The sequence below is a fragment of the Caulobacter sp. S45 genome (assembly GCF_903642205.1).
In the GTDB taxonomy this organism is placed as follows: domain Bacteria; phylum Pseudomonadota; class Alphaproteobacteria; order Caulobacterales; family Caulobacteraceae; genus CAHJWH01.
In genome coordinates this window covers 1-11,902 of sequence record NZ_CAHJWH010000102.1, presented here as the reverse complement: position 1 = coordinate 11,902, position 11,902 = coordinate 1, and the positions used below count along the sequence as shown (strand labels likewise).

Below are 11,902 nucleotides of genomic sequence, written 5' to 3'. Positions count from 1 at the left end.
GGGCTGGAGCTAGAGAAATGGCCAAGGAAAAGTTTCAACGTAACAAGCCGCATTGCAATATCGGCACCATTGGTCACGTCGACCACGGCAAGACCACGCTGACGGCGGCGATCACCATGACGCTGGCCAAGTCCGGCGGTGCGGTCGCCAAGAAGTACGACGAGATCGACGCGGCGCCGGAAGAAAAGGCGCGCGGCATCACCATCAACACCGCCCACGTGGAATACGAGACGGCCAACCGCCACTACGCCCACGTCGACTGCCCCGGCCACGCCGACTATGTGAAGAACATGATCACCGGCGCCGCCCAGATGGACGGTGCGATCCTGGTCTGCTCCGCCGCCGACGGCCCCATGCCCCAGACCCGCGAGCACATCCTGCTCGCCCGCCAGGTCGGCGTGCCGGCGCTCGTGGTGTTCCTCAACAAGGTCGACATGGTCGACGACGAGGAGCTGCTGGAGCTGGTGGAGATGGAAGTGCGCGAGCTGCTGTCGAGCTACGACTTCCCCGGCGACGACATCCCGATCACCAAGGGTTCGGCCCTGGCCGCGGTCGAGGGCAAGACCCCCGAGATCGGCGAGAACGCCGTCATCGCTTTGATGAAGACGGTGGACGACTACATCCCCCAGCCGGAGCGCCCCAAGGACAAGCCGTTCCTGATGCCGGTGGAGGACGTGTTCTCCATCTCCGGCCGTGGCACGGTGGTCACCGGCCGGATCGAGCGCGGCATCGTCAAGGTCGGCGAGGAGGTCGAGATCGTCGGCATCCGCCCCGTCCAGAAGACCACCTGCACGGGTGTCGAGATGTTCCGCAAGCTGCTCGACCAGGGCGAGGCGGGCGACAACGTCGGCATCCTGCTGCGCGGCACCAAGCGTGAAGACGTCGAGCGCGGCCAGGTGCTGTGCAAGCCGGGCTCCATCACCCCGCACACCAAGTTCATGGCCGAAGCCTACATCCTGACCAAGGAGGAGGGCGGGCGCCACACCCCCTTCTTCACCAACTACCGTCCCCAGTTCTACTTTCGGACCACCGACGTGACCGGGATCGTGAAGCTGAAGGAAGGCGTGGAGATGGTCATGCCGGGCGACAACGCCGAACTCGAAGTCCAGCTGATCACCCCCATCGCCATGGAAGAAAAGCTCCGCTTCGCCATCCGCGAAGGCGGCCGCACCGTCGGCGCGGGCGTCGTGGCGAAGATCCTGGAGTAGGGTAAGCGCTGCGGCTTCGGCTGCTGGCGTCTGGATTATGAGCCGCCGTCGGAGTGATCCGGCGGCGGCTTTTTTCGTTGTCCACAGCTAATCTCTGTCGAGCATGGATACGACTGCTACGGGTTGAAGTTGGCGATCGACGCAGTGAAAACTGCGGACACCACTTCGGACACCACTGCGGACACCACTGCGGACTTGCCAGAATTGCTGCCAAAGGAAACGAGTTGGCGATCCCAGATTACCAAACGCTCATGCTTCCGGTTCTTCGCGCCGCCGCCGACGGTGAAACTCGCGTGCCCGATGCCGCAAATAGGATCGCTAAAGAGCTTGGTTTGTCGGAGGCGGAGTGCGAGGAGATGTTGCCAAGTGGGCGACAGCGCCTTCTTCACAATCGCATTCACTGGGCCAAGTTCTATATGGGCAAAGCGGGCCTGATCGACAGCCCAAGCCGCGGACGTTTCGTTGCCAGCAAAACAGGTCGTGCTCTACTCGCTAGAAACCCCAGCATCATTAATCTAGGCGTATTAAAGACCTTTCCGTCTTTTGACCAATACTATGCTCAGTATGAGCGACACGCTCCGATCAATAGCAAGGAAGAGCCGGAGGCAAGTGTCCTGGTGGCGTCCGAAGCGACACCGGAAGAACAGATCGACGTGGCCTACTCTGCCATTCACGCAGCGTTAAAGGCCGACCTACTGCAACGCGTGCTAGGTCAGAGCCCCGCCTTTTTCGAACAGCTAATTGTCGAGCTTCTGGTCGCCATGGGGTACGGCGGCACTCATGATCGTGCCGCGTTGAACCTCGGCAAGAGTGGTGACGGAGGGGTCGACGGCGTGATCGACGAGGACCGTCTGGGACTGGATCGCATCTATGTACAGGCGAAGCGGTATGCTCCACACGTGTCCGTCGGCCGTCCCGAGGTTCAGGGTTTCGTCGGCAGCCTTGTTGGGCTTGGCGCGACTAAAGGTGTATTTGTAACGACATCGACTTTCAGCGGACATGCGACCGAGTACGTACGCCATATTCCGCAACGGGTGATTTTGATTGACGGGGAGCGGCTGGCCGAACTGCTAGTCGAACATGGGGTAGGAGTTCGTGTAAGCCGCACCATTGCTGTGAAGCGAGTGGACGAAGACTTCTTCGCCGAGGAGTAGTTTTGAGACAAGGCCATCGTGCTCGGGCGCGTCCGCCGACGACCCTTCGCTGTTCGCCCTTGACCGCCCTGCGCGCGATGGCCGCGCGGTGGGCGCAGGGCACGCCGGGCGTCTCGCAGGAGTCCGACTGCCTGCGGCGCGTCGAACACCGGGCTGGCCCAAGCAAGAGCGAATTGCTTCTCCTCCCCTGCGCAAGCGGGAAAGGGAGACCCCACGACGTGGGGTGGAGGGGGCGGGCGACGGTGGACGGCTTGCCTCAACCCGCAGCGGCGGCGACGTCCCCTCCGTCAGGGCGGCTATCGCCGCCGCGCCACCTCCCCCGCGTGCCGCAAGGGAGGAGAAGCTACTCGCGCGGCGTGAAGCGGAAGGTGGCGAGGAGGCGGGCGAAGGCGGCGCGGTCCGTCGGCGCCGCGGCGAACGTGGAGGTGAGTTCGGCGGTGTAGTTGATGCCTGTGTCGGGGTCGCCTTCGTGGCGCACCACCAGCAGGTGGACCTCCGCCCCCTTTCGGTAGGTGGCCGCTTCCGCGGCGCGGCCGCCTAGGCGTGCGGGGCGCGGGCGGACGGGCGTCGCGGTCGTGGCCGGGAGCCGGGCGGCCAGCAGGGCTGCGGTAGAGCCGTAGCCGGGGGCGTCAAAGGCGGCGGAGACCTCGATGCGTCGTCCTGGCCCGAGCAGGACCAGGCCGCCGTGGTTGGGTGCGGGCGCTCGCGCGCGCAGGACCGTCGTCCCGGACGGTGTGCTAAAGCGGAAGCCGTATTCGGCGTTGGCGTAGGCGCCTTGCAGCCGCACCATGCCAGCGGTCGGATCGGGCTCAGCCTTCAGCGCGCCGGCGGCCGTGGTCAGGGCGAGCGCCGCCGTCGCCGCCAGCGCCAACCTGCGTCCGCGCACGACGGTCATCGGGCGCACGCCGCCTTGTGCAGCACCACAGAGGGATGGACGGCCATCAGATCGCTGTCGTAGCTCGGATTCCTGCTATTGTAGCCGATGCTGCGGATGCGCCCGCCCAGCACGAGGGCGCCCGCGGCCAGCGCGGCCGCGCCACGCCTGAACCCCTGCATCACCGTCCCCACGGTCCGTGGGCCTTTGTTCTTGGCTCCCGGGCGGCTGTCAATCGTCGCGTAACCCTGTCGCGACGCCGTCGTCGCGGGGGCGCACGTTGACGGGCCTCCGGTTTCCCGCTTGGAAGGGCGGGACGAGGGCGAGCTGCGAGGGTGGGCGCAATGGCGCAGGGGCGGGCGGGATCGAGCGCCGCCGCCATCGAAGACGCGGCCCGCCTGCTGGCCACGTCGCCGGCGCTGGCGGAACAGCGCGCCCTGACGATCCTCAGGGGTGCGCCGCACGATCCGCGCGCCCTGCTGATCCTGGCGTCGGCCAGACGCAGGCGGGGCGACCATGCCGGTGCGCTCGTCCTGCTGGAGCCGCTGGCCAGGGCCCATGCCGGTGCAGCGCGCACCCATTACGAGCTGGGTCTGGCGCGGCTCGGATCAGGCGAGCGGGCGGGCGGCGTGGCGGCGCTGCGCCATGCCGTCTCGTTGAACCGCGACTTCCTCGAGGCCTGGCGCGCGGTTGGCGACGCGCTGTTCAAGGCGGGCGACGTGCAGGGATCGGAGGCGGCTTTCGCCGAGCACCGCCGCGCCACGCTGCAGCTCCCACGGCTGAAGGAGGCCTGCGACGCCCTGGCCGCCGAGGCTCCGGAACGTGCGGAGGCCCTGCTGCGCGCCCACCTGGCCGAAGCGCCGCAGGACTTGGCCGCCCTGCAGTTGATGGGCGAGACGCTAGGGCTGCTGAGCCGGGCCGCCGACGCCGAGGTCGTGCTGGGTCACGCCCTGTCGCTCGATCCGGCGTTCGACGGCGCCCGCTTCACCCTGGCCGGCATACTGTTTCAGCAGCAGAAGGCGGCCGAGGCCCTGCCGCACCTGGAACGACTGCTGGCCCGCGATCCGGCCGATCCTGCCTATCGCAACCTTTTCGCCGCCTGTCTCAGCCTGGTAGGCGATCTGGACGAGGTGGACCGGCTCTATCGCGGCCTGCTGGCCGACTTCCCCGACCAGCCGAGGATATGGCTGAACCACGGTCATGCGCTGCGCACGGTGGGACGGTTCGAGGAGGCGGTGGAGGCCTACAGGCGCTGCATCGCCCTGGCCCCGGGGCTGGGCGACGCCTACTGGAGCCTGGCCAACCTCAAGCTCGCCTCTTTCTCGGACCAGGAGGTGGCCGCGATCGGCGGGCAGCTCGGCCGCCCCGACCTGCCGAAGGCGGATCGCCTTCACCTGCACTATGCGCTCGGCAAGGCGCTTGAGGACCGGCGCGAGTATGCCGGATCGTTCGAGCACTACGCGGCGGGGGCAAAGCTGCAGCGCCGGCAGGTCCGCTACTCGGCGGAGAAGACCACCGCGGATCTGGACAAGGCCCGCGCCCTGTTCACCCCGGCCTTCTTCGCCGCGCGGGCGGCCGCAGGCGACGCGGCGGACGACCCGATCTTCGTGGTGGGGCTGCCAAGGTCCGGCTCTACCCTGGTGGAGCAAATCCTGGCCAGCCATCCGCAGGTGGAAGGCACGATGGAGCTTCCCGACATCGGGCTGATCGCCCGCAGCCTGGGAGAGGTCGCAGGCGGCGCGACTGAACCGCTCGACGCCCTCCCAACGGTCTCCACAGCGCGCCTAGGCGAGCTGGGCGCCCGGTATCTGCAGGCGACGCGGATCCACCGGAAGCTTGGACGTCCCCGCTTCATCGACAAGATGCCGAACAACTTCCTGCACATCGGGATGATCCACCTGATCCTGCCGCAGGCCCGGATCATCGACATGCGCCGGCATCCCCTCGGCGCCGGGTTCTCGGTGTTCAAGCAGCACTTCGCCCAAGGGCAGTCCTTCTCCTACGACCTGGACGAGCTGGGGCGCTACTACCGCGACTATGTCGAGTTGATGGCCCACTTCGACGTGGTCCTGCCCGGTCGGGTTTGCCGGGTGATCTATGAGGACCTGGTGGAGGACACCGAGGCGCAGGTTCGCCGCCTGCTCGCCGCCTGCGGCCTGGAGTTCGATCCGGCATGCCTGCGCTTCTACGAGACCGAGCGGGCGGTGAAGACGGTCAGCTCCGAGCAGGTCCGCCGCCCGATCTTCCGTGGCGGGTTGGACCAGTGGCGACACTACGAGCCCTGGCTCGGCCCGCTGAAGGGCGCGCTCGGGTCGACGCTTGAGACCTGGCGGGAGCCCAGGATCGCGCCGAGACCGCTTTGACAAGGCTGGTCGTCCGACGCCATCACCCGCAGGATCGTGGAAACGGGCGGCAAGCGGCTTTTGGGAGGCATCGATGAAGCTCAGGGTCCGGTTCCTGCAACTCCCGATCCTGTTCGACGCCGACCGCCTTGCCGAGGAGATTGCGGTCATTCCCGAGAGCGCCTGGCGGCCGCATCCCAAGGCCTTCCCCGGCAACCACGCCCTGCCGCTGATCACCACCGACGGCGACCCGTCGAGCGACGCGCGGGCAGGGGCCATGGCGCCGACGCCCCACCTGCTCGCCTGCCCCTACCTGATGCAGGTGCTGGGCGATCTGGGCGCCACCTGGGGGCGCTCGCGCCTGATGCGGCTGTCCGGCGACGCGGAGGTCACCGCCCACGTCGACACCGACTACTACTGGCGCGACCACATGCGCGTGCACGTGCCCATCGTCACCCAGCCGACGGTCCGCTTCCTCTGCGGCGGGCAGCAGGTGAACATGGCGGCGGGCGAGGGCTGGATCTTCGACACCTGGAGCCTGCACAGCGTCCACAACGACGCCACCCGCGCCCGTATCCACCTGGTCGCCGACACCGTCGGCGGCGACGGCCTGCTCGACCTGATCGAGGGCGGCCGCTCGCCGCGGGAGGCCCGCGCGGGCTGGTCGCCGAAGCCATCGCCGGCCCGGACCGGGCCACCGCCCGAACTGGCCTACGAGCGCTGCAACACCCCGACGGTGATGACGCCCTGGGAGCTTCGCGACCACCTGGGCTTCCTGCTGAGCGAGGTCGCCCCGGGCCAGCCGCAGATGGCGGCGATCGCGCCCATCCTGAACCGGCTGCGGGTGAACTGGCACGCGCTCTGGGCGCAAAGCGGCGACCACGAGGACGCCCGGGCCGGCTATGCGGAGCTTCTGGACCGCACCTGGCGTAAGCTGGAGGGCCAGGGCGTGGAGGCGGTCGGGCTGAACAACCGGATGCCACTCGGCCGCTGCCTGCAGGCCTTGATCTTCAACGGCGCGCTCAGCGACGCCGGCGCGATCATGGACGGGGATGACCGCGGCGCGCCGTCGGAGCCCGCACGCTCGGCTGCGCCCGCGATCGTCTCCGGACGCTCCGACCCCCTGTTCCGCCGGCCGGTCTTCATCGTCAGCCCGCCGCGGTCGGGATCGACCCTGCTGTTCGAGACCGTGTCGGCGGCGCCCGGCCTGTACACGATCGGCGGCGAGTCCCACGGCCTGATGGAGGCGATCGCGAAGATCGCGCCGGCGGCGCACGGCTGGGAGTCGAACCGGCTCACCGCCGCCGACGCCGATCCGGACACGGTGGCGCAGCTGCGGGAGCGGTTCCGCGCGGCGCTCCGCGACCGTAGCGGCGGCAGGCCGGGCGAAGGGCCCGTGCGCATGCTGGAGAAGACGCCGAAGAACGCTCTGCGGATACCCTTCCTGGCCGCAGCCTTCCCCGAGGCGCGCTTCGTCTATCTGCACCGCGATGCGCGGGCGACCCTGGCCAGCATGATCGAGGCGTGGTCGTCGGGCGGGTTCCGGACCTATCCGCAGCTTCCGGGCTGGACCGGGCCCGCCTGGTCCCTGCTGCTGATCCCCGGCTGGCGCCAGCTGGTCGGCGCCCCGCTGGAGCGCATCGTGGCCGAGCAGTGGGCCGCCACCACGCGCGTTATCCTGGACGACCTCGCCGCCCTGCCGCCGCAGCGCTGGCGGCCGATCCGCTACGAGGCCTTCGTCGCCGATCCGCAGGCGGAGGTCTCCCGCCTCTGCAAAGCCCTGGACCTCGGCTGGGACCGGCGGCTCGGCGCCAGCCTGCCGATCGCCCGCCACACCGTCTCGGCGCCGGACGCGGAGAAGTGGCGCAAGCACGCGGAGGTTATTGACGCCGTGACGCCGGTGTGGGCTCCGGTGGAAGCCCAGGCGCTGGACACGCTCGAAGGCGCGGCCCAGCGCCCGTGAGGGTCAGAAGCTGAAGGTCACCCGGCCGTAGTAGTAGCCGCCGTTGATGCCGAAGGGCGAGAACGCGTACGGCACGTTGAACACCACGCCCCCCGCACTCGGGAAGCCGCCCGAGACCCCGCGCGCTGCGGGTGGGAAGTGGTTAAACAGGTTGTTGGCCCCCACGCTCACCTTCAGCTGCGGCGTGAACTTGTAGCCGATGTCGAGGTCGGTGATGGGCGTCGCGCCGATCGTCTCCAATACGTTGTTGTTCGCCGAGTATTGCGAGCTCGATCCGTAGATGGTCTCGCGCAGGTTCACGACGAACTTGTTCCACGTCCACAGCGCGTCGAGGATCGCCTTTTCCTTCGGCGTGGCGGTGGTGAGCGCGGTCAGGGCGTTGGGCGTGAGGATCGAGACTTGGCCGTAGGTGGCGTTCTGGTCGACCGCCGGCAGGTCGTCTAATTCAGTGATCTTGGTGTCGTTGTAGTTGAAGCCCAGCGACCAGTCGACGTGGCCGAACTCGCCGAAGTCGGAGGCGTAGTTGGCGGTCGCCTCGATGCCTTCGGTCCGGGTGTTGGCCGCGTTGGCGAAGGTCGAAATGCCCGTGTAGCTGAGGCCGGAGTCCAGCGTCACGCCCTTGGCGGCGATCGCGTTCAGTACGGTTGGCGAGACGGTGACGATCTCTGAGCCCAGCGAGTTGCCCACCGTCTCGGTGCCGTAGATGAAGCCGGTCTCCAGGATGCGGTGGCGGATGTGGATGTTGTAGTAGTCCACGGTGAACTGAAGCTTGGGCAGCGGGTGGGCCACGAAGCCCACGCTGATGTTGGTGGACTTCTCGGGTCCCAGCGGCTTGAAGCCTGCGACCGTCGCTGCGCTGGAGTTCGGCGGCAGCACCACGTCGGCCGAATAGGGGCTGACATTGGTGCCGGAGTAGTACTCCTCCGCCAGGCTCGGCGCGCGGAAGCCGGTGCTGAACGTGCCCCGCACCGCGATCATGGGATTGAAGTCGTAGCGCGCCGTGCCCTTGCCGACCTCGGTGGAGCCGAAGTCGCTGTAGTGCTCGTAGCGGCCCGCGACATCGACGTGCAGGTGGGTGATGACGTCGGCCGCCAGGTCGATGTAGCCGGCGTAGTTGGTCCGTCCGTGCGTGCCCTGGTCCAGCGGCGTGTAGCCGTCGAAGGACTGGGCGCCCGCGCCATAGTAGGAGTTCGGCTCCCCGGCGAAGATCGAGAAGGTGTCGTGGCGCTGCTCGCCGCCGAAGGCGACATTGAGCGGGGTGGCCAAGCCGACGTCGATGTTCTTGGTGATGTCGAGGTTGAAGGTCGATTCCGTCGTCTTGAACTTGCCGTTGTCGAAGCTGGTCTGGGGCGTGATGGCCGTGGCGGAGTTTGCCTGCAGGACGGGGTACAGCTGAGCGTTGGCCGAGTGAACGACGTAGATGTTGTTGACGTCCTCGCCGTACGTCCCCGACAGGTCCCAGTGGAACCCCGCGGTCTGGCCGCGGATACCGCCGGTGGCCGAGTAGTCGGTCTCGTTGATCTTCTCCTGTGGATCGAACCCGTTCGGGAACGGGTAGACCGTAGCGCCGGTGGAGGTGACGCCGCTGACCTTGGTCGGAACGCGGTAGTTCTCGTAATGCTCGGCGATCCGGCTGCTGTAGTTGCCAAAGGTGTACACCTCGATGTCGTCCGTCAGCTTGTAGCCGCCGTTCCAGAACCCGTTCCAGAGGTCGAACTCCGGATCGCCGTTCAGCTGGTTTTCCTTGGGATAGTTCTGCGCGTTGACGACATTGGACGTGGGCGAGGTGAGCCCCGCCAGCGGCGAACCATCTGGATTCTGCACCCGGCCGTCGCCCAGGCCCTGCACGCTGTCGGCGTGATAGCGCTGCTCGAGGGTGACGTTGAAGAACCCCTTGTCGAGGATGTTGAAGCCCTTGTTGAGCTGGATGTCGCCCGAGGCGCCGTCGCCCTCGTAATACTCGCCGCCGGTGCCGTCGATCACGCCGGCGTGGTTGGAGGTCTTCAGGATGATGTTGATCACGCCGGCGACCGCATCGGTGCCGTACTGGGCCGCGGCGCCGTCGGTCAGGACTTCGACGTGGTCGATGGCCTGTTGCGGGATGAAGCTGAGATCGACCGTGGCCGCCCCCGTGAACGGCGAGCCGGTGTCGATCACCAGATCGGACGTGGAGTTGCGGCGCTTGCCGTTGACCAGGACCAGAGTGTCGTTGGGGCTGAGGCCGCGGAGCGCCGCCTGGATCGTCAGGGCGGCGATGTCGCCGCCCGTGGTGTTGATGTTCAGCGAAGGGACGTTCTGCTCCAGCGAGATCGCCAGGTCCGCGGCGCCCGTGCGGGTGAGGGCGGCGGTGCTCACGACCTCGATCGGCGCGGCGCTGTCAGCGGCGCGCAGGCCGGTCTGGCGCGTGCCGGTGACGATGACCTCGTTCGCCTCGGAGGCGGGCGCGCCGGGCGCCGTCGACGCAGGCGCATCCTGCGCGCGGGCCAACTGGGCTACCGAAACCAACGCTATCGTACTGACACCGCAGAGAAGCTTTCTCATGGATAACCCCCAACATTAGGACAAGCCCCGCGCGTTTCTTCCCCGTCTTCTTCGGCGCAATTCAGTCCTGCGCCTTTGTTCGGCCTATGACGGCGGTCACCGTCTGGAGCGCTCTTCGGCCGACCCGGCGCGTAAGCCAGCCCAGCGGCTACAGCTCTCTCCCGACGGAGCACCGTTCCTCGTCTTGAAGCCGGCCCCCTCGCTTCGCCAAGTGCTTCGGTCATCAAGATGGAGGGAGGCGTTTCGCAGAACCTACGTGACAAAACGCCCGGAGGTCACGATCCTGTCACGGCGCCTGTTTTGCCGTCAGATGGCGACCTCTCCGCGTATGACTTGTGGGCGCCTACCAAGCTTGCAGACGCTCGGGCGTCCTAGAGATCGACTCCGCCGCCCTCTCTCGGCGAGACCCTGGCCGCACAAGATCGTCGACGGCTATTGACCCGGCGCGCAGGGCCGCCCGTACTCGGCCGCAAAGATCAGGAGACCACCCATGAGAGCTTCTCTGACCCGCGGCCTGTGCGCCCTGTCGCTGAGCCTGGCGGCTGTGCAAGGCCTGGTCACTCCAGCCCTGGCCGCCCCGATCGTGCGGGTGTCTGCGGGCAGCTTCCCGATCTCCAGCGCGGTGGTCGTGCCGGCGGGGGCGCAGACCGTCTACATCAGCGGCACCACCGCACCGGCCCCGGCGGCGGGCGCCTCCATGGGCGACACCGAGGCCCAGACCGTGGGCGCGCTCGGCCGCATCCAGGAGCTGCTGAAGGCGCAAGGGTTGGGGCTGGGCGACGTGGTGATGATGCGGGTGTTCCTGACGGGCGACCCGGCCAAGGGCGGCCACATGGACTTTCCCGGCATGATGGCCGGCTACACCCAGTTCTTCGGCACGGCGGCCCAGCCCAACAAGCCCGCCCGCACGACCGTGCAGGTGGCGGGCCTCGCGGCCCCCGGCGCGATGGTGGAGATCGAGGTGCAGGCGGCGAAAGCGCCCTGAGCCCGTGAGTTGGACCTGCTGGATTAAGCGCCGGCCAGGCGCTTCGCCATCCGCACGATCGGCAGGGTGACGCCGTCGGAGAGAGGCGTGTCGAGCCGCTCCACGACGCTGTAGCCATGGCGGGCGTACAGCGGCTCGCCGGTCAGGGTGGCGCCGAGCTCGCAGGCGGTGAAACCCCGGGCGGCGGCGGCGGCCTCGCAGACGGCGAGCAGGCGCGTACCGAGGCCCTGGCGCGCGAAGGCCGGCGCCACGAAGAAGGCGCGGATCTTGGCCGGCTCGCGCCCGGGCTCCAGCGGCGCGTCGTCGCGGCTGTGGATGGCGTCCGCGCCGAACAGGGTGCGGCGGAAGCTCCATCCGCCGCAGGCGGCGAAGCGGCTCCCCTGGCTAATGACGTAGTAGGTGCCGTCGGCGATCAGCTGGCGGTCCACCCCGAACACCAGCCGCAGCGAGCGCTCGATCTGGTCCGGGTCGTAGTCGCCGGCCTGGAGCCCACGGACCGAGGCCTCGATGAGGGCCTCGATCTTCGGGATGTCGGCCACCAGCGCCTGGCGGATGTCGATGTCGCTCATGAGGGCTTGGCCGGCGGCTGATAAAAGGCTGCTGTCTAGGCCCGGGTGGGCGGATGTGTCCAAGCGTGTCCGTGCGACTACGTTTCAGGCGCCTTGCGCCGCCGGTTTGGGCTTAGGTGCGCGACGGGACGGGGTGCGGCGTCGCCGCCTTCGCCTACGCCGAACGGCGCCGCTAGGACGTGATGCCACCGGGCGAGGAAGCAAATGACGACGAGACGTGATTTCATCACCGCGCTGGCGGCCTTCACAGGCGCGTCGGGCGCCTA

Annotated in this window: 9 protein-coding genes; 5 read left to right on the top strand and 4 right to left on the bottom strand. The window is 68.0% G+C overall.

Translation table 11 applies throughout. From position 1 onward, the window contains the following. The first annotated feature begins 17 nt into the window (after positions 1–17). Complete coding sequence (tuf, locus tag HUV06_RS10775; RefSeq protein ID WP_174301274.1) at positions 18–1,208, top strand: elongation factor Tu; 1,191 nt, start codon at positions 18–20, stop codon at positions 1,206–1,208. Between the two features lie 224 nt (positions 1,209–1,432). Continuing rightward, the gene (locus tag HUV06_RS10770; protein WP_174301273.1) at positions 1,433–2,362 is read left to right on the top strand and encodes a restriction endonuclease; all 930 of its coding nucleotides are present in this window, start codon (positions 1,433–1,435) and stop codon (positions 2,360–2,362) included. A 343-nt stretch (positions 2,363–2,705) separates the two neighbouring features. On the opposite strand, the gene HUV06_RS10765 is transcribed toward HUV06_RS10770, so the two are convergent. Both HUV06_RS10765 and HUV06_RS10760 read right to left on the bottom strand, forming a co-directional pair. Continuing rightward, complete coding sequence (locus tag HUV06_RS10765) at positions 2,706–3,257, bottom strand: hypothetical protein (protein ID WP_174301272.1); 552 nt, start codon at positions 3,255–3,257, stop codon at positions 2,706–2,708. Next, on the bottom strand, positions 3,254–3,430 hold the full coding sequence (locus HUV06_RS10760; protein ID WP_217433787.1) for a hypothetical protein: 177 nt from the start codon (positions 3,428–3,430) through the stop codon (positions 3,254–3,256). The genes HUV06_RS10765 and HUV06_RS10760 overlap by 4 nt, the downstream gene beginning before the upstream one ends. Before the next feature lie 150 nt (positions 3,431–3,580). Between HUV06_RS10760 and HUV06_RS10755 the strand changes: the two genes are divergently transcribed. Both HUV06_RS10755 and HUV06_RS10750 read left to right on the top strand, forming a co-directional pair. After that, on the top strand, positions 3,581–5,599 hold the full coding sequence (locus tag HUV06_RS10755; protein WP_174301270.1) for a tetratricopeptide repeat-containing sulfotransferase family protein: 2,019 nt from the start codon (positions 3,581–3,583) through the stop codon (positions 5,597–5,599). 73 nt (positions 5,600–5,672) lie between these two features. Continuing rightward, positions 5,673–7,541 (top strand): sulfotransferase, encoded by a 1,869-nt coding sequence (locus HUV06_RS10750; RefSeq protein WP_174301269.1) that lies wholly within the window; start codon positions 5,673–5,675, stop codon positions 7,539–7,541. A gap of 3 nt (positions 7,542–7,544) precedes the next feature. Here HUV06_RS10750 and HUV06_RS10745 read toward each other — a convergent pair whose 3' ends face one another. Further along, positions 7,545–10,082, bottom strand: coding sequence for a TonB-dependent siderophore receptor (locus tag HUV06_RS10745; RefSeq protein ID WP_174301268.1), 2,538 nt, complete (start codon positions 10,080–10,082; stop codon positions 7,545–7,547). Positions 10,083–10,572: 490 nt separating this feature from the next. Here HUV06_RS10745 and HUV06_RS10740 point away from each other — a divergent pair, with 490 nt between their 5' ends. Further along, positions 10,573–11,067, top strand: a complete 495-nt coding sequence (locus tag HUV06_RS10740) for a RidA family protein (RefSeq protein WP_174301267.1) — start codon at positions 10,573–10,575, stop codon at positions 11,065–11,067. A gap of 23 nt (positions 11,068–11,090) precedes the next feature. Here HUV06_RS10740 and HUV06_RS10735 read toward each other — a convergent pair whose 3' ends face one another. Next, positions 11,091–11,636: a GNAT family N-acetyltransferase gene (locus HUV06_RS10735; RefSeq protein ID WP_174301266.1), complete on the bottom strand. Its 546-nt coding sequence runs from the start codon at positions 11,634–11,636 to the stop codon at positions 11,091–11,093. Positions 11,637–11,902 lie beyond the last annotated feature (266 nt).